Raw genomic sequence first — 17010 nt, forward strand, 5'->3', positions numbered from 1 at the left:
GGGAGTTCGATGCGGAACGGTGGCGGCCGTCCGGGCGGACACGGCAGTTCAGCCGTCGGCCCCGCCGAGCACCAGTACCTGGATCGCCAACACGGCGGCGCCGCGCGCCCAGTCGTGGAAGTCGGAGACCTTCGTCTCCAGCCGGACCGGCGCGGCCAGCGGGTGCCGGTGGGCGCGCACGGCGTCCAGCACCGTGTCCCCGGCCACGTCCATCAGGCCGACCCCCTCTCCGGCCAGCAGGATCTTCTGCGGCAGCACGAAGTTGGCGATCTGCGCGAGCAGCGTGCCCAGCGCCCGGCCGGCCTCGCCGATCACCCGCGCGGCCATCGGTTCGCCCTCGGCGGCGCCGGCCAGGATCTCCTCGTAGGACGCGTCCCGGCCGGTGGCGGCCCGGATCTGGTAGCGGATGCTGGGGATGGTGAGCAAGGACACGGCGCTGCCGCGCCCGCCCTCGGGGGTGAGCGGGCCCAGCGGGTCGATGATCCAGTGCCGGCCGAAGCCGCGGTCCTCCTCGGCGTAGGGGACCCGCTTCCCCCCGAGCACCAGCCCGTAGCCGATGCCCGCGCCGATGGTCAGCACGACGAAGCGGTCCAGTCCGCGGCCGGCGCCGAACCAGGTCTCGGCCTCGACCAGGGCGGCCACGTCGTTCTCCACGACCACCGGCAGCCCGGTGCGCTCCCGGACCAGCTCGGCCAGCGGGACGTCACGCCATCGCAGGTACGGCGACTCGCCGACCACCGCGTGGTCCCGCACGAACCCGCCGACGCCGATGCCGATGCCGGCCACGGTGGGGTGCCCGGCGGCGAGCCCGGCCGTCATGGCGGCCAGCAGGTCGGCGACCTGCTCGGGGTCATGGCTGGTCAGGGGCTGGTCGAGGCGGGCGACGATGTCGCTCCTGAGGGAGGTGACGACGCCGTACACCATCTCGTCGGTGATCTTGAAGCCGAGGAAGGAGCGGGACTCGGCAACCACGTCGAGCGGCTGCGAGGGGCGGCCCTGGCGCGCCTCCGCCGGTGCGCCCGCCCAGGGGGCCTCCACGAGCAGGCCGGACTCGATGAGCGGCTTGGTGAGGCGGGTGAGGCTGCCCTGGGAGAGCCGGAGCCGGCGGGCCAGCTCGGTGCGCGACAGCGGGCCGTGCACGAGCACCTCGATCGCCACGGAGCGCTCCGCGGGGCTCAGGGGCAGCCAGTCGCTCACGGGATCCCTTTTCTTCCGGACCTGAAGTAACCCGGCCACCCTACTGTGCGCCGGGTGCGCCGCAGAAGCGCCCTTGTGCGGTCTTTCCTACTTCCTTCCGCCCCTTGACGGGGAGATTCTTCCGAAGCAAAAGTAACCACCATGACTTTCTCACTCGGCATCGTCGGCGCCGGTCAGTTCTCCGGCCAGTTCGCCACGCTGTTCCAGGCCCATCCCGGCGTCGGCGACGTGTACGTCACCGATCTGCTGCCCGAGCGGGCGGAGCAGCTCGCCGCCGCCCAGAACCTGGCGGGCACCTTCCCGTCGTACGAGGCCATGCTGGAGTCGGCGGACGTCGACGCGGTCGCCATCTTCACCCAGCGCTGGACGCACGGCCCGCTGGTCCTGCAAGGCCTGAACGCCGGCAAGCACGTGTACTCGGCGGTCCCCATGGCGATCACCACCGAGGAGATCGCGGCGATCATCGACGCGGTCAAGGCGACCGGTCTGACGTACATGATGGGCGAGACCAGCCAGTACAACCCGGCGACCGTGCACGCCCGCAACCAGATCGCCGAGGGCGCCTTCGGGCGGCTGTTCTACGCGGAGGGCGACTACGTCCACGACATGGACCTCGGCTTCTACGACGCCTACCGCTACAGCGGCGGCGAGAACTGGAAGTCGACCGCCAGCTACCCTCCGCTGCTCTACCCGACGCACGCGGTGGGCGGGGTGCTCGGCGCCTGGCAGACCCACGCGGTGAGCGTGTCGGCGATCGGCGTCACCGACGACCGCGGCGACGGCGTCTTCGACAAGGACGTCAGCCAGTTCGGCAACGACGTGTCCAACGCCACCGCGCTCTTCGAGGTGGCGGGCGGCGGGTCGTTCCGTACGAACGAGTTCCGGCGGGTCGGCTACCCGTCCCACATCCGTGAGTCGCGCTTCCGGTTCTTCGGCACCGAGGCGAGCATGGAGCAGCTGGCGACGGTGGCGCTGTGGCAGGACAAGAAGGGCGTGAAGGACATCAGCGAGCTGCTCGAACCCAAGCCCACGATGTCCCCGGACGACCCGTCGCTGCGGCACATCGCGCCGGAGCTGCGGGCCGCGTTCACCTCCGGGTCGGCGCCGGTGCACGACCGGGAGCGGCTGCCGCGCGAGTTCGACACCCTGCACAACGGGCACGAGGGCAGCCACCACTTCCTGGTGGACGACTTCGTGACGGCGGTCAACACCCGCACCCTGCCGACGGTGAACGCGTGGGTCGCCGCCCGCTACACCCTGCCGGGCATCGTCGCGCACGAGTCCGCGCGGCAGGGCGGGGCCAGGCTGGAGATCCCGGACTTCGGGGACGCCCCGGCGAGCTGAGCCGGGGCGCCGGCCGGGGCCGGGTGCCGTCAGGTGCCCGGCTTGCGGCCGTACACGTAGACGTCGTCGCCGGTCTTCAGCAGCGACCAGTACTTCTTGGCGGTGGTGGTGGTCATGTTGACGCAGCCGTGCGAGCCCGGCGGGTTCCACATGCTGAGACTCACCGAGTGGAAGGCCTGGCCGCCGTCGAAGAACTGGCTGTAGGGCATCGGCACGTTGTAGACCGACGAGACGTGGTCGATGTCACGCCAGTAGATCTTCTTCAGACCGGTGCGGGTCTCGAAGCCGTCGCGGCCGGTACGGACCGGGACCGGGCCGTAGACGAGCTTGTTGCCGTCCTGGATCCAGCTCAGCTGGAGGGTGAGGTTGACGCAGGCGATGCGCCCCTTGTTGGTGGGGCACTTGCGGTCCTTGTTGGGGTTGTTCCCGACGGCCTTCTGCTTGTTCATCAGGTCCATCACGCCCCAGGTGACGGACCCGGCGTAGCCGACGGCGGGGGTGATGCCGTGCTTGTTCTGGAACGCCTGGATCGCCTTGCAGTCGGCCGTGGACTGCTTGCCGTCCACCGGCCGGCCGAGGAACTTCTCGACCTGCTTCTGGTACGGCCCGGCCTGCGTGGTGCAGCTCGCGGCCTGCGCAGGGGCGGCGGTGACGGCGAGCGCGAGCGGCGCCACAAGACCCGTGACACCGAGCACTACGGCACTTCGTCTACGTATGTCCCCCATATGATGTATGTCTCCTTTTCCTGTGCTGTGGTCTCGTCGTACTTGACCGCCCGATGCGCGGCATTGGTTGTAGCCCCGGGCGGGCTGTGACGAAACGGTTAACTTACCCGTCGCGACCGCCCCGGCCGCATCGGTCCACTTACCCGGAAGTGGCCCGCGCCACAGCGTCGTGGCCGACCTAGTGTGCGGGTCATGCACCCCGCACTCGCCGCCGATCTCGCCCGGCTTCCCGAACTCCTCCAGTCCGCCCGCGACGTGGCCGCCCGTGCGGCGGCCGGGTCGGCCGAGCGGCCGGTGGCCGTACTCGGGCCCGCACCCACGCGGGCGGCGCTGCCCGAGCGGGGGGAGGGCGGGGCCGGCGCGCTGGCCCGGTTCACCGAGCGGTGGGCGCCGGGAATGTCCGCCTCGGCCGGGCCACGCTACCTCGGTTTCGTCACCGGCGGTGTGACCCCCGCCTCCCTCACCGGCGACTGGCTGACCTCGGCCTACGACCAGAACCTGTCCGGCGACGCCGGTTCCTGGGGTGCCGCCCTGGAGCGCGAGACCGTGTCCTGGCTGGCCGAGCTGTTCGGGCTCGGCGAGGCGCACAGCGGGGCGTTCGTGACCGGCGCCACGATGTCGAACACGGTCGGCCTGGCCATCGCCCGGGAATGGCTCGGCGAGCGGCTCGGGGTGGATGTCGCCCGGGCCGGGGCCGCCGCGCTCGGCCCGGTCGACGTGCTCTCCGGCAGCCCGCACTCCAGCGTCGGCAAGGCGCTGTCGGTGCTCGGCATCGGCCGGGACCGGCTGCTGCCGGTGCCGCTGCTGCCCGGCGGCCGGGAGGCGGTGGACGTGACCTCGCTCGACGCGGCGCTGGCCGCGCTGGAGGGACGGCCCGCGATCGTCGTCGCCAACGCGGGCACGGTGAACACCGTCGACTTCGACGACCTGCGGGCGATCGCCGCCCTGAAGGAGCGGTACGACTTCTGGCTGCACGTGGACGCGGCGTTCGGCGCCTTCGCCGCCCTCTCCCCCGCCCACGCCCCGCTCGTCGCCGGGCTCGACGCGGCCGACTCGGTCTGTGTCGACCTGCACAAGTGGCTGAACGTCCCGTACGACGCGGCCGTCCAGTTCACCCGCCGCCGCGACCTCCAGGTGGCCGTCTTCCAGAACGAGTCCCCGTACCTGGGCCCGCCCACCGGCACTCCGGACTTCCTGCACCTCACCCCGGAGAACTCCCGCCGGATGCGGGCGCTGCCGGCCTGGTTCGCGCTGACGGCGTACGGCCGGGACGGGCACCGCGAGATCGTCGAGCGCAACGTCGCCGAGGCCCGCCGCCTCGGCGCCGGCATCGAGGAGCTGCCCGCCCTGCGCCTGCTCGCCCCGGTCCGGCTGAACGTCGTCTGCTTCACCCTCGCCGCGGATCCCACGCGGGAGCGGGTGGCCGCCCTCGCCCGGTCGGTCGCCGCGTCCGGGGAGGCGTTCCTGACGCCGACGGTGTTCGCCGGGGTGCCGGCGCTGCGGGCGGCGTTCAGCAACTGGCGGACCACCGAGGACGACACCCGCCGGGTGCTGGAGGCGCTCGCGACGGCGTCAGCGGCCCGCTGAACCGCCCCGGGCCTCCCGGTGCGGACGCAGCGCCGCGTGGAATCCGCTGTGGACGGCCGTGAGCCCGCCGTCGACACGGAGGGTGGTGCCGGTGATCCAGGCGGCGTCGCGGGAGGCGAGGAAGGCGACGGCGGCGGCCACGTCGGCCGGTTCGCCGACCCGGCCGAGGGGGTAGAGCGGCCGGACGGCGTCGAGTTCGTCCTCCCGGCCCGCCCAGGCCGAGGTGCGGACCGTGCCCGGCTCCACCAGGTTGACCCGGACCCCGCGCGCGGCGGCGTGCCCGGCGAGGGTGCGGGTCAGCGAGACCAGGCCGGCCTTGGCGGCGCTGTAGGCGTGGTTGCCGAAGTCCGCCTCGGCGTTGACCGAGCCGACGCTCACGATCGCGCCCCGGCCGGAGGCGGCGAGGTGCGGAAGCGCGGCGCGGCAGCAGCGGTGGACGCCGGTGAGCGTGATGTCGAGGTCGAGGGCCCAGGCGTCGTCCGGCTGGTCCTCGAAGAGCGGGCGGTCCGGGGTGCAGTGGGCGGCGCTGTTCACCAGCACGTCGAGTCCGCCGAAGGCCCCGACGGCGTGCTCGACGGCCGCCGCCACGGAGTCCCGGTCGGCCACGTCGCAGCCGAACGCCTCCACCGCCAGGCCCTGTTCGCGCAGCGCGCCCGCCGTCTTCTCCGCCTCGGGCAGGTCCCGGTCGGTCACCAGCACCCGCGCCCCCTCCTCGGCGAGCCGCCGGGCGACGGCCGCGCCGATGCCGCGGGCCGCGCCCGTGACGAGAACCCCGTGTCCGGCGAAGCGAGCGAGTCCAGGTCCGGTCATGACTACGACCGTACGGGCGCGGCGATCAACAGGACAGATAGCGTGCGCACATGTCCGCGTTCTTGCAGCAACTCCCGGCTCTCCTGGGCGTCGTGATCGGCGCGCTCGGTTCGTATCTCGCGGTGGTGCGGGGTGATCACGCGCGGTTCCGGCGGGAACAGGCGGCGCGTTGGGACGAGCGGCGGCTGACGGTGTACGCGGAGTGGGCGCAGGCGCTGAAGAAGACCGTCTCCGTCGACTACCGGGTGGCGGCCCATCTGGGCAATGACCCGCACCCGCACCCGCTGTCCCCGCAGGAGGCCGAACCTCTGCTGGCGGAGGCCCAGTTGGCCCGTGATCCGTACGGCGAGAAGCTCATCATGCTGGGCAGCCCGGCCGTGGTGGAGAAGGCCCAGGAGTGGGTCGTCACCGTCATGGCGATGGAGCGGTTCCTGCGGGAGGAGCGGCAGGACCCCGGGACCTGGCGGACGCTGCTGGACCGGCAGCGGGACGGCCGGGACGGCTACTACGCGGCCGTCCGCGAGGACCTGGCGCTGCCGCCCGGCCACTCCGGGCGGCTGCCGCTGCCGGAGGAGGCGTGAGTCACCGGTAGCCCGTCACGTCCGCCGGCCGGCCCGCGTCCTGTACCTCGACGAGGTAGCGCCAGGCGTCGGGGCGGCTGCCGTCGAGGTCCGTGAAGCCGTACACCTGGGCGAGGCCGCCGCTGGAGAGGGACTGCCCGTTCCAGCGGGCCACCTCGGGGTCGGCGGCCAGGGCGGCGACGGCGCGGCCGACGTAGCGCGGGGTCTCGGAGATGGCGAAGTGCGGGACGGTGCCGAGGGCGTCGCGCCAGGTGTCCTCGGTGACCTTGAAGTGGTCGAGCATGATCTCCGAGCGCAGCCAGCCGGGGGTGAGGGCGACGGCGGTGGCGCCGCGCGGGCCGAGTTCGTGGCCGAGGGCGAAGCCCATCCGCAGGACGGCCGTCTTGGCGAGGTCGTAGAAGAAGGAGACGCGGTAGGTGTCGCGGTTGTAGTCGGCGGTGCCGTCGGTCATCTCGACGACCAGTCCGCCGGGTCCGCGCAGCAGCAGCGGCAGCGCGAAGTGGCTGGTGATCGCGTGTGTCTCGACGGCGAGCCGCAGCAGCCGCAGCCCGTCGTCCAGGTCGTGCTCCCAGACCGGGCGGTCCCAGGCGAACAGGTTCTCGCCGCCCCAGATGTCGTTCACGAGGATGTCGAGGCGGCCCTGTTCGTCCGCGACGCGGTCGACGAGGGCGCGCACGGCGGCCGGTTCGAGGTGGTCGACGGGTACGGCGATGCCGTGGCCGCCGGCCGCGGTGACCAGGTCGGCGGTGTCCTCGACGGTCTCCGGGCGGTCGTACTCGGAGCGGCGGGCGCGGGTGGAGCGGCCCGTGGCGTAGACGGTGGCGCCCGCCGCGCCCAGTTCCACCGCGATGCCGCGGCCGGCGCCGCGGGTCGCTCCCGCGACGAGCGCGACCTTTCCGTCGAGCGGTCCGGGCATGTCAGGCCTCCGTTGCGTGATCCTTCGCTGTCAGATCGAGGATCGCGCGGAAGCCTGACATCCCCTGTCGCCTTTTCCGGACGGGATGCCGCAGGTCACTCCGTGGGGCGCAGCCGCTGCTCCAGTTCCCCGTCGTCGGCGACGAACCAGAGCTGGCGGCCCCGGTTCGCCTCGTACACGAAGTCGCGCAGCGCGGAACCGGCCGCGAGGTGGTGCGAGAGGTCGCCGACGACGGCGAGCCGCAGCCGGTAGTTCGCGAACTTCTGCACCACCGCGCCCGCGACCCCGGAGCGGAGCCGGAAGAACTCGTCGGCGATCCGCTCGACGGGGACCGCGACCAGTTCCGCGTCCCGGCCCATCGCGTCACCGAGGAGGTCGAGGGCGGCGCTCTCGCCGTCCAGCGTCGGCCCCTCGGGGGCGCAGCGCAGGACGCGGGTGGTGTGCAGGGTCACGAGCGTGGCGGTGGTGGTCATGCACGTGATCGTAGGAGGGCCCGCGGCCACGCGCCCGGGTTTTCCCGGCCGGTGCGGTCAGTGCCCGCGGGCGATCCACTCCGCCAGGTGGGGTGCCTCGGCGCCGATGGTGGTCGGGTCGCCGTGTCCGGTGAGGACCTTGGTCTCCGGCGGGAGGGTGAGCAGCTTGTCCCGGACGGAGTCGATGATCGTCGGGAAGTGGGAGTACGACCGTCCGGTCGCGCCCGGGCCGCCCTGGAAGAGGGTGTCGCCGGTGAAGACGGCGCCCAGCCCGGGGTCGTACAGGCAGACGGCACCGGGGGCGTGTCCTGGCGTGTGCAGCACGGTCAGGTCGGCGCCCGCGGTCTCGATGACCATCCCGTCGGCCAGATGGTTGTCGGGGTCGCGGTCGGGGTGGGTCATCTTCCACAGCGGCAGGTCGTCGGGGTGCAGCCAGATCTTGGCACCGGTGAGGTCCGCGAGGGCGGGCGCGGCGTCGATGTGGTCGTTGTGGGCGTGGGTGCAGATGATCGCCTTGAGGACGCGGTCGTCCACCGCGGCGGCGATGGCCTCGGCGTCGTGGGCGGCGTCGATGACGATCACCTCGCGTTCGTCGCCCACGATCCACACGTTGTTCTCGACGTCCCAGGTGCCACCGTCGAGGGTGAACTGCCCGGCGGTGACCAGTCGTTCGATGCGCGTGGTCATCAGAGCACCACCACCGAACGCAGCACGTCGCCGCCGTGCATCCGCTCGAACGCCTTCTCCACCTCGTCGAGCTGGATGGTCTCGGTCACGAAGGCGTCCAGCGGCAGCCGGCCCTGCAGATGCAGGTCGATCAGCATGGGGAAGTCGCGGGAGGGCAGACAGTCGCCGTACCAGCTGGACTTGAGCGCGCCGCCGCGGCCGAAGACGTCCAGGAGCGGCAGTTCGAGCTTCATCTCGGGGGTCGGCACGCCGACCAGGACGACCGTGCCGGCGAGGTCGCGGGCGTAGAACGCCTGGTTGTACGTCTCCGGGCGGCCGACCGCCTCGATGACGACGTCGGCGCCGAAGCCGCCGGTCAGCTCGCGGATCGCCTCGACCGCGTCGTTCTCACGGGAGTTGACCGTGTGGGTGGCGCCCAGGGCGCGCGCCTTCTCCAGCTTGCGGTCGTCGATGTCGACGGCGATGATCCTCGCCGCTCCGGCCAGCCGGGACCCGGCGATCGCCGCGTCACCGACACCGCCGCAGCCGATCACGGCGACCGAGTCGCCCCGGCCGACGTTGCCGGTGTTGATCGCGGCGCCGATGCCCGCCATCACCCCGCAGCCGAGGAGACCGGCGACCGCCGGCGAGACGGCCGGGTCGACCTTGGTGCACTGGCCCGCCGCCACCAGCGTCTTCTCGGCGAAGGCGCCGATGCCGAGCGCCGGGGAGAGCTCCTGCCCGGTCGAGGCGAGGGTCATCTTCTGCTTCGCGTTGTGGGTGTTGAAGCAGTACCACGGGCGGCCGCGCAGACACGCCCGGCAGTTCCCGCACACCGCACGCCAGTTGAGGATCACGAAGTCCCCGGGCGCGACGTCCGTGACACCCTCGCCGACCGACTCCACCACACCGGCGGCCTCATGGCCCAGCAGGAAGGGGAACTCGTCGTTGATACCGCCCTGCTTGTAGTGCAGATCGGTGTGACAGACCCCGCAGGCCTGCACCTGTACGACGGCTTCGCCCGGCCCGGGATCCGGCACCACGATCGTCTCGACCCGCACCGGCTCGTTCTTCCCCGGTGCGATCACGCCGCGTACTTCCTGCGCCATGGACCTGACCTTTCGTCGCTCTGCTCACGTGCCTGCTCTCCGACCCTACGCGTGACTGATCGGTAACGGCACGCGTCAGATACCCCCGGGGGTACCTCTGCTACGGTGTTGGATATACCCCCGGGGGTAATTTTCCGGGGATCGAGGAGAGGAGTGCTGCCGTGTCCTTCGTCGACACCATCGAGGTGCCCGGGCTGGGCAACCGCGGTTACCTGGCGGGCGGGGCGCACGGCGCCGTCGCGGTGGATCCGCCCCGGGACATCGACCGGGTGATCGAGGCCGTCGCCCGGCGCGGGGTGCGGCTCACGCACGTCGTCGAGACCCATGTGCACAACGACTACGTCTCCGGCGGCCTTGAACTGGCCCGGCTGACCGGGGCCGCCTACGCGGTGCCGGCCGGGGCGCGGGTGGTGTTCGAGCGGGTGCCGGTGGCCGACGGGGACGTGCTGGAGATCGAGCCGGGGCTGGCGCTGCGCGCGCTGGCCACGCCCGGGCACACCCCGCACCACACCTCCTACGTCCTGGAGGAGGCCGGCCGGGCGACGGCCGTCTTCACCGGGGGCTCGCTGCTGATCGGCACGGTCGGCCGCCCCGACCTGGTGGAGCCGCGGCTGACCGGCGAGCTGGCCCGGGCGCAGCACGCCTCGGCGCACCGGCTGGCCGCCGAGCTGCCGGACGCGACGCCGGTGCTGCCGACACACGGCTTCGGCAGCTTCTGCTCGGCCGGGGACGCGTCCGGTACGGCCACCACCATCGGCCGCGAGCGCGAGGTGAACGAGGCGCTGGTCAAGGACGTGGACACGTTCGTCACCGAGCTGCTGGCCGGGCTCGACGACGTGCCCGCCTACTACGCCCACATGGGTCCGCTGAACTCCCGGGGCCCGGACCCCGTGGACCTCACGCCGCCGCGCCGGGCGGACGCCGGGGAGATCGCGGCGCGGCTGGCCGCCGGGGAGTGGGTCGTGGACCTGCGCACCCGGGTGGCGTTCGCCGAGGGGCATGTCCCGGGCACGGTCAACTTCTCGGCCGACGGACAGCTCGCCACCTATCTGGCCTGGCTGCTGCCCTGGGGCAAGCCGGTCACGCTGCTGGCCGAATCGGCGGCCCAACTCGCCGCCGCCCAGCGGGAGCTGACCCGGGTCGGCATCGACCGCCCGGCCGCGGCCGCCACCGGCACACCGCGGGCCTGGCTGCGCGCGGGCGACGAGCCCCGGTCCTTCCCGCGCGCCACGTTCGCGGAGCTGGCCGCCCGGGGGACGCGGGGTGTCGTCGTCCTCGATGTGCGCCGGGACACCGAACGGGCCGGCGGACACCTCCGTGGCTCGCTGCACATACCCCTGCACCAGGTGCGGGAGCGGCTGGGCGAGATACCCGGCGGCACGGTGTGGGTGCACTGCGCGGGCGGGCTGCGGGCCGCCGTCGCCGCGTCGCTGCTGGACGCGGCCGGACGGGACGTGGTCGCCGTCGACGACGGCTTCGCGGCGGCCGCCGAGGCCGGGCTGCCCATGGCCCGGCTGAGCCCCGCCGAGGCGCGCGAGCGCACCGACGCGGGTGCCGTCCTGCTGGACGTCCGCGAGGCCGGGGAATGGGCGGCCGGTCACGCGCCGCAGGCCGTGCACGCCCCACTGTCCGCGCTGGCGGCCGGGGCGCCGCTGCCGCCGGCCGCCGGAGACCGCCCGCTGGTCGTGATCTGCCGTTCCGGCGTGCGCTCGCGGGAGGCGGCGGCGCTGCTGACGGCGCGGGGCCTGGACGCGGTGGACATCGTCGGCGGGATGACCGCGTGGCGCGCGGCCGGACTCGCCGTGAGCTCCGGGGACACCCCCGCATGAGCGTGCTCCTGCTGGCGCTGGGCGCCGGGGCCGTCACCGGTCTGGCGCTCGGGGCCCTGGGCGGTGGCGGCAGTGTGCTGGCCGTCCCCGCGCTGATCTATCTGCTCGGCTTCACCCCGGCCGCGGCCACCACCGCGAGCCTGGTCGTCGTCACGCTCACCTCGGCCACCGCACTCGTCGCCCACGCCCGCGAGGGCGCCGTGCGCTGGCGCGCGGGGGCGGTGTTCGCCGCGGCCGGGATCGTGCCCGCGGCGATCGGCGGAGCGGTGTCCCGACTGCTGCCGGCCGCCCTCCTGACCGGCGCGTTCGCACTCCTCGCCGGCGCGGCGGCACTGCGGATGCTGCGCCCGCCGACGGAGGGCGCGGGGGCCGCCGGGGCCGCCGAGCCCGCCCGGCCCGCCGCGTCCGCCGCGTCCGCCGCGTCCGCCGAAGCCACCACACTCACCACGTCCGCCAGGTCCACCGCACCCACCGACGCCCCGGTGCCGGTCCGGGTCTCGCGGGTCGCCGGGGCCGGGGCGGGGCTGGGTGTGGTGACCGGGGTGCTCGGGGTGGGTGGTGGGTTTCTCGCCGTGCCGTCTCTGGTGAACGTCGTGGGTCTGCGGATGCGGGCGGCGATCGGGACGAGCCTGCTGGTCATCACGATCAACTCGCTGACCGCGCTGGCGGCGCGCGCCGGTGCGCAGGCGCCGGTCGACTGGTCGGCGGTGGGCCCGTTCGCGGCGGCCGCGGTGCTCGGCGCCTGGGACGGCAAACGGCTCGCGGCCCGGCTCTCCGCGGGCACCCTGCAGCGGCTCTTCGCCTGCGCGCTGCTCGCGGTGGCCGTGTTCATGCTGGCCGACGCCGTGTTCTGACGTCGGCCGGCCGCTAGGCGAGCGACAGGAACAGCTTCTCCAGCCGTGCCTTCATCTGCTCGGTCGTCTCGCCGTCCGCCCCGTTCCGGGCGGGATCGATGATGCACTGCTGGAGGCCGGTCGCGATGATCGCGAAGCCCGCCCGGTCGAGGGCGCGCGAGGCGGCGGCGAGCTGGGTGACCACGTCCTCGCAGTCACGGCCCTCCTCGATCATCTTGATCACTCCGGAGATCTGCCCCTGCGCCCGGCGCAGCCGGTTCAGCACCGACTTGAGCTCGTCGCCCTCGAACTGAAGCTCCACAACCACTCCTCCCATACCCGTAGGGGTATTTTACCGCGCCCCTCGGGCAACCCCGTCGTTCATCACCTCCGAAAGGATCGCACCCCCATGACCACCACTCCCCCGGCCCTCACCCCCGACCACGCCCTCGCCCGGCTCCCGGAGCTGACCGTCGTCGACGTCCGCACCCCGGGCGAGTACGCCTCCGGTCACATCCCCGGCGCCCACAACGTCCCCCTGGACGCCCTGCGCCGGGCCCTGCCCGCCCTGCGTGCCGCGCACGGCGAGCTCGTCCTCGTGTGCGCCTCCGGTGCCCGTGCCGAGAACGCCCGGACCGTCCTCGCCGAGCACGGCATCCCGGCGGCCACGATCACCGGGGGCACCCGAGGCTGGGCCGAGCGCGGTCACGCGCTGCACCGCCCGCAGGGCACGTCCCGTACGACGTGGGCCATGGAGCGCCAGGTCCGGCTCACCGCCGGCGCCCTCGTGCTCGCCGGGCTCGGCCTCGGGCAGCTCCACCCGGCCTGGCTGCTGCTGTCGGCCGGTGTCGCGGGCGGTCTGGTGTTCTCGGCGCTCACCGACACCTGCGGCATGGCCGCGGTCCTGTCGAAGCTCCCGCACAACCGGCCGCGCGCGACCGATCTCGACGCGACCCTCGCCGCCCTGGGCTCCGCCCGCGACTGACCGCGCGCCGAAGCCGGAGCCGGAGCCAGGACCTGGACCTGGACCTGGACCTGGACCTGGACCGGCCGTCGTAGCCTTGGTGCGCCGCCCATCGCCCGCACGAGGAGCACCGTGACCACCGCCGCAGACGCACTTGTGACGAGAGAGACGGAAGGGCGGACCGGTCCGTCCGCGTTCCGGCTGCTCCTCTCCTATGTACGGCCGCACCGCTGGGCCCTGCTGGCGGGTGCCGTCCTCTCCCTGGTGACCGGGGCGACCGGGCTGCTGCTGCCGCTGGTGGCCCGGGGGTTGATCGAGGACCTGTCCCACGACCGGTCCATCACCGGGAAGTTGCTGGCGATGGCGGGTCTGGTGGTGACCAACGCCGCACTGGGCGCGCTGGGTTCGTACGTCCTGCGGCGCACCGCCGAGTCGGTGGTGCTGGGCGCGCGGCGCACCCTGTCGTCGTATCTGCTGCGGCTGCGCATCACCGCCGTGGACCGTACCGAGCCGGGCGACCTGATGGCGCGGATCACCTCGGACACCACGCTGCTGCGCGAGGTCACCACGGACTCGCTGGTCGCGCTCGGCACCGGTGGGCTGACCCTGGTCGCCACCGTGGTGATGATGGGCGTGGTCGATCCGGTGCTGCTCGGCGTCACGCTGGCGGTGATCGCGGCGGCCGGCACGGTGCTGGGCACGATCGTGCCGCGCATCAACCGGGCGAGCCGCCGGGCGCAGGACGCGGTCGGGGTGATGGGCGCCTCGCTGGAGCGGGTCCTCGGCGCGCTGCGCACGGTGAAGGCCTCGGGCGCCGAGCACCGCGAGGAGCAGGCCCTGCACGCGGCGGCCGAGGAGTCCTGGCGGCAGAGCGTGCGGGCCGCCAAGTGGTCGGCGGCGGCGGGCAACACCGCGGGCCTCGCGATGCAGCTGGCGTTCATCACGGTGCTCGCGGTGGGCGGGGCCCGGGTGGCGACCGGCGCGATCGGCGTGGGCACGCTGGTGGCGTTCCTGCTCTACGTCTTCTATCTGATGTCCCCGATCCAGCAGGTGGTCGGCGCGGTCACCCAGTACCAGACCGGCGCCGGCGCGCTCGCCCGGATCCAGGAGGCGCTGCGGCTGCCCGCCGAACCGGCCGCCGCACCCGCCGAGTTGCCGTCCGCGGGCGCCGAACCGGCCTCGGTCGTCTTCACCGACGTACGTTTCCGTTACGCCGACGACCTCCCGTACGTCCACCACGGGGTCAGCTTCGACATACCGGCGCGCGGCATGACGGCGTTCGTCGGCCCGTCCGGCGCGGGCAAGACCACCGTCTTCTCGCTCATCGAGCGGTTCTACGACCCCGAGTCCGGCACGATCACCCTCGACGGCCGCCCGCTGGACGCCTGGGACCTGCCCCTGCTGCGCTCGGCCATCGGCTATGTCGAGCAGGACGCGCCCGTGCTCTCGGGCTCGCTCCGGGACAACCTGCTCCTCGGCAACCCGGAGGCGGACGAGGACGCGGTGGCCCGGGTGGTGAAGACGACCCGGCTCGACGGACTGGTCGCCCGGCTGCCGCAGGGGCTGGACACGCTGGTCGGGCACCGCGGGACCAAGCTGTCCGGCGGGGAGCGGCAACGGGTGGCGATCGCCCGGGCGTTGCTGCGCCGGCCCCGGCTGCTGCTCCTGGACGAGGCGACCTCGCAGCTGGACGCGGTGAACGAGGCGGCCCTCAGGGACACGGTCGCCGATGTGGCGCGGTCGACCACCGTGCTGGTGGTCGCGCACCGGCTGTCGACGGTGACGATGGCGGACCGGATCGTCGTCATGGACGCGGGGCAGGTCCGTGCGGTGGGTACGCACCGCGAGCTGGTGGCGGCGGACCCGCTGTACGCGGAGCTGGCCGCGACGCAGTTCCTGGCCTCCGCGCCCTGAGGACGCCGGGGGGCCGCGTCGCGCGCGGGGTACGACGAAGGGCCGCCCCTGACGGGACGGCCCTCGGTGCGCGGCGGGGATCAGGCTTCGATGCCCGGTACCAGCCCCATCACCGGCGCGGCCAGATCGGTGATCTGGTGGAGCTCGCCGAGCCGCTGGACCCCGTTCAGCCCCTGCACCTGCTCGGAGACCTTCGGGATCTCGTTCTGGTACTCGGCCGGGATGTCCGTGCGGGCCAGCGAGTCGAGCATGCCGAGCGCGGAGAGCTTCACGGGGTGCTGCGCGCTCGCGTCGGCCGCGTTGGCCAGCGGCGCGGCGAGGCCGGTGACCCCGACCGCGAGGCCGACGGCGGCGACGATACGTCGTGTTGAGATCATGTCTTCAGCAACGGCCCCGGCGCCGGACCGGACACGGGCAGCCGGTCCCCCTCACCCGTCAGGCGGAGCGCCCGGCCTGCGCTTGCCGAGCCCGGCGGGCCGGAGGACGCTCGGAGTGAGGGCTCTCGCGACCCCTCCGCATCGGGTCGCGGGTCCTCCCAGGAGGTCACCATGGGCACCGCGACCGGCTCCACGTTCGACACCGAGACACTGCGCCGGGCCATCGAGGGGAACACGGGGAACACCCTGCTGGCGCTCTACGCGGACGACGCGGAGATCCGCATCGTCGACCGCAACACCCAGCCCAGCCACCCCAAGATCCTGCACGGCCGCCGGGACATCGCGGCGATGCTGGACGACATCTACAGCCGCGACATGACGCACCGGCTGGACCGGTGCGTCGTACAGGGCGACCGGGCCGCCTTCACCGAGTCCTGCGAGTACGGGGACGGCGTCCGGGTGCTCGCCGAGTCGATGATCACGCTCCGCGACGGCAAGATCGCCGAACAGATCATGATCCAGGCATGGGACGAGTAGTCAGCAGAGGCGCGAGGGTCCAGGTCTCCACCCGTGTGACCTGGACTTTCTCGGCGCGGGCCGGTCTCGGACACAGCCGTCGCAGACAGTCCCGGGCGTCGGTGCCCCTGTTGCTGGCGGCCTTGCGGGCGGCGCACCGCCACCGGAAGCGCTGAACGCCTCGGTTACCCTGGGGGCGGGCCGTGACTGGCGCTGAGGTGGAGCACCACCGGGGAGCGGTCCGCACTGTCGATGCCGTGCGCCTGGGCGATCAAGGTCAATCAGCTCAGGAGTGTGCCGCATGACCCAGGCCCGTCTCATGGACGGCACCGCCGTCGCCCGCCGGATCGTCGAGGAGACCGCCCAGAGGGCCGCCGACCTCACCGCGCGCACGGGTGCCACCCCGTGTCTGGCGACCGTGCTGGTCGGCGAGGACCCGGCCTCCGTCACCTACGTCCGGATGAAGCAGAACCGCAGCCGCAAGGCCGGTATCGCCTCCCGGCACGTGGCCCTGCCCGCCACCACGACCACCGCCGAACTCGTCGGCACCCTGCGGGAGTTGTCGGCCGACCCGGCCGTGCACGGCATCCTGCTCCAGCACCCCGTCGGCGAACACATCGACGAGCGGGCCGCGTTCGAGGCAATAGCGCCGGAGAAGGACGTGGACGGCGTGACCTTCGCGTCGTTCGCGACGATGAGCTTCGGCCTGCCGGGCTTCGTCTCCTGCACCCCCGGCGGCATCCTGCGCCTGCTCGACGCCTACGACGTCGACCCGGCCGGGAAGCGCGCGGTGGTCGTCGGCCGCAGCGCGATCCTGGGCAAGCCGGCCGGCATGCTCCTGCTCGCCCGGGACGCGACCGTCACCTACTGCCACTCCCGCACCCGCGATCTGCCGGCGGTCGTCCGGGAGGCGGACATCGTGGTCGCCGCCGTCGGCCGCCCCCGGCTGATCCGGGGCGAGGACATCAAGCCGGGAGCGGTCGTCGTCGACGCGGGCTACAACGCCGGCAACGTCGGTGACGTCGACTTCGACACCGCCGTCGAACGGGCCTCGCTGATCACGCCGGTGCCGGGCGGCGTCGGCCCGATGACCATCGCCCTGCTGCTGGAGCAGACGGTGGCGGCGGCCGCCCGGCAGCTCGGGGCCTGAGGGGTCCGAGGGGTCTGAG

18 protein-coding genes, 1 pseudogene and 1 riboswitch are annotated in these 17010 nt (G+C 73.3%); of the genes and pseudogenes, 10 read left to right on the plus strand and 9 right to left on the minus strand.

Annotated elements, in window-relative coordinates; translation table 11 throughout:
* Nucleotides 1-48 precede the first annotated feature (48 nt).
* Entirely contained in the window at nucleotides 49-1197 is a 1149-nt protein-coding gene (locus ACIPSJ_RS21130; RefSeq protein ID WP_401347691.1) for an ROK family protein, read from the minus strand.
* A gap of 141 nt (nucleotides 1198-1338) precedes the next feature.
* Between ACIPSJ_RS21130 and ACIPSJ_RS21135 the strand changes: the two genes are divergently transcribed.
* Nucleotides 1339-2541 (plus strand): Gfo/Idh/MocA family oxidoreductase, encoded by a 1203-nt coding sequence (locus tag ACIPSJ_RS21135; protein WP_359216474.1) that lies wholly within the window; start codon nucleotides 1339-1341, stop codon nucleotides 2539-2541.
* Between the two features lie 29 nt (nucleotides 2542-2570).
* Here ACIPSJ_RS21135 and ACIPSJ_RS21140 read toward each other — a convergent pair whose 3' ends face one another.
* On the minus strand, nucleotides 2571-3266 hold the full coding sequence (locus tag ACIPSJ_RS21140) for a L,D-transpeptidase (RefSeq protein ID WP_355727104.1): 696 nt from the start codon (nucleotides 3264-3266) through the stop codon (nucleotides 2571-2573).
* A 192-nt stretch (nucleotides 3267-3458) separates the two neighbouring features.
* Between ACIPSJ_RS21140 and ACIPSJ_RS21145 the strand changes: the two genes are divergently transcribed.
* Entirely contained in the window at nucleotides 3459-4853 is a 1395-nt protein-coding gene (locus ACIPSJ_RS21145; protein ID WP_401347694.1) for a pyridoxal phosphate-dependent decarboxylase family protein, read from the plus strand.
* Here ACIPSJ_RS21145 and ACIPSJ_RS21150 read toward each other — a convergent pair.
* Entirely contained in the window at nucleotides 4839-5663 is an 825-nt protein-coding gene (locus ACIPSJ_RS21150; protein ID WP_401347696.1) for an SDR family NAD(P)-dependent oxidoreductase, read from the minus strand. The two genes, ACIPSJ_RS21145 and ACIPSJ_RS21150, sit on opposite strands and share 15 nt — an antisense overlap.
* A gap of 50 nt (nucleotides 5664-5713) precedes the next feature.
* On the opposite strand from ACIPSJ_RS21150, the gene ACIPSJ_RS21155 reads away from it, so the two are divergent.
* On the plus strand, nucleotides 5714-6244 hold the full coding sequence (locus tag ACIPSJ_RS21155; RefSeq protein WP_359216483.1) for a hypothetical protein: 531 nt from the start codon (nucleotides 5714-5716) through the stop codon (nucleotides 6242-6244).
* A gap of 1 nt (nucleotide 6245) precedes the next feature.
* Here ACIPSJ_RS21155 and ACIPSJ_RS21160 read toward each other — a convergent pair whose 3' ends face one another.
* From ACIPSJ_RS21160 to ACIPSJ_RS21175, 4 genes are all read right to left on the minus strand, one after another.
* On the minus strand, nucleotides 6246-7160 hold the full coding sequence (locus ACIPSJ_RS21160) for an SDR family oxidoreductase (protein ID WP_401347698.1): 915 nt from the start codon (nucleotides 7158-7160) through the stop codon (nucleotides 6246-6248).
* Nucleotides 7161-7255: 95 nt separating this feature from the next.
* Nucleotides 7256-7633, minus strand: coding sequence for a DUF4180 domain-containing protein (locus tag ACIPSJ_RS21165; RefSeq protein WP_401347700.1), 378 nt, complete (start codon nucleotides 7631-7633; stop codon nucleotides 7256-7258).
* Between the two features lie 57 nt (nucleotides 7634-7690).
* Nucleotides 7691-8320, minus strand: coding sequence for an MBL fold metallo-hydrolase (locus ACIPSJ_RS21170; protein WP_355727115.1), 630 nt, complete (start codon nucleotides 8318-8320; stop codon nucleotides 7691-7693).
* On the minus strand, nucleotides 8320-9408 hold the full coding sequence (locus ACIPSJ_RS21175) for an S-(hydroxymethyl)mycothiol dehydrogenase (protein WP_365678849.1): 1089 nt from the start codon (nucleotides 9406-9408) through the stop codon (nucleotides 8320-8322). Before ACIPSJ_RS21175 ends, ACIPSJ_RS21170 begins: the two co-directional genes overlap by 1 nt.
* A gap of 161 nt (nucleotides 9409-9569) precedes the next feature.
* Here ACIPSJ_RS21175 and ACIPSJ_RS21180 point away from each other — a divergent pair.
* From ACIPSJ_RS21180 to ACIPSJ_RS21190, 3 genes and pseudogenes are all read left to right on the plus strand, one after another.
* A pseudogene (locus ACIPSJ_RS21180) lies at nucleotides 9570-10916 on the plus strand (rhodanese-like domain-containing protein); the annotation flags it as partial.
* Complete coding sequence (locus ACIPSJ_RS21185) at nucleotides 10914-11237, plus strand: rhodanese-like domain-containing protein (protein ID WP_401348651.1); 324 nt, start codon at nucleotides 10914-10916, stop codon at nucleotides 11235-11237. The pseudogene ACIPSJ_RS21180 and the gene ACIPSJ_RS21185, both read left to right, overlap by 3 nt.
* Entirely contained in the window at nucleotides 11234-12091 is an 858-nt protein-coding gene (locus ACIPSJ_RS21190; protein ID WP_401347703.1) for a sulfite exporter TauE/SafE family protein, read from the plus strand. The genes ACIPSJ_RS21185 and ACIPSJ_RS21190 overlap by 4 nt, the downstream gene beginning before the upstream one ends.
* 13 nt (nucleotides 12092-12104) lie before the next feature.
* Here ACIPSJ_RS21190 and ACIPSJ_RS21195 read toward each other — a convergent pair whose 3' ends face one another.
* The gene (locus tag ACIPSJ_RS21195; RefSeq protein WP_123979367.1) at nucleotides 12105-12392 is read right to left on the minus strand and encodes a metal-sensitive transcriptional regulator; all 288 of its coding nucleotides are present in this window, start codon (nucleotides 12390-12392) and stop codon (nucleotides 12105-12107) included.
* A gap of 87 nt (nucleotides 12393-12479) precedes the next feature.
* On the opposite strand from ACIPSJ_RS21195, the gene ACIPSJ_RS21200 reads away from it, so the two are divergent.
* Both ACIPSJ_RS21200 and ACIPSJ_RS21205 read left to right on the plus strand, forming a co-directional pair.
* Nucleotides 12480-13055, plus strand: a complete 576-nt coding sequence (locus ACIPSJ_RS21200; protein ID WP_401347705.1) for a rhodanese-like domain-containing protein — start codon at nucleotides 12480-12482, stop codon at nucleotides 13053-13055.
* Between the two features lie 111 nt (nucleotides 13056-13166).
* The gene (locus ACIPSJ_RS21205; protein ID WP_401347707.1) at nucleotides 13167-14948 is read left to right on the plus strand and encodes an ABC transporter ATP-binding protein; all 1782 of its coding nucleotides are present in this window, start codon (nucleotides 13167-13169) and stop codon (nucleotides 14946-14948) included.
* An 80-nt stretch (nucleotides 14949-15028) separates the two neighbouring features.
* On the opposite strand, the gene ACIPSJ_RS21210 is transcribed toward ACIPSJ_RS21205, so the two are convergent.
* Nucleotides 15029-15325 (minus strand): hypothetical protein, encoded by a 297-nt coding sequence (locus ACIPSJ_RS21210; protein WP_359216503.1) that lies wholly within the window; start codon nucleotides 15323-15325, stop codon nucleotides 15029-15031.
* Between the two features lie 171 nt (nucleotides 15326-15496).
* Between ACIPSJ_RS21210 and ACIPSJ_RS21215 the strand changes: the two genes are divergently transcribed.
* Nucleotides 15497-15862, plus strand: coding sequence for a nuclear transport factor 2 family protein (locus tag ACIPSJ_RS21215; RefSeq protein ID WP_401347710.1), 366 nt, complete (start codon nucleotides 15497-15499; stop codon nucleotides 15860-15862).
* Between the two features lie 172 nt (nucleotides 15863-16034).
* Nucleotides 16035-16117, plus strand: a riboswitch (ZMP/ZTP riboswitch).
* Nucleotides 16118-16142: 25 nt separating this feature from the next.
* Nucleotides 16143-16991: a bifunctional 5,10-methylenetetrahydrofolate dehydrogenase/5,10-methenyltetrahydrofolate cyclohydrolase gene (locus ACIPSJ_RS21220; protein ID WP_401347713.1), complete on the plus strand. Its 849-nt coding sequence runs from the start codon at nucleotides 16143-16145 to the stop codon at nucleotides 16989-16991.
* The last annotated feature ends 19 nt before the right edge of the window (nucleotides 16992-17010 follow it).

It is taken from the genome of Streptomyces sp. NPDC090088 (genome assembly GCF_044747345.1).
Taxonomy (GTDB): Bacteria; Actinomycetota; Actinomycetes; order Streptomycetales; family Streptomycetaceae; genus Streptomyces.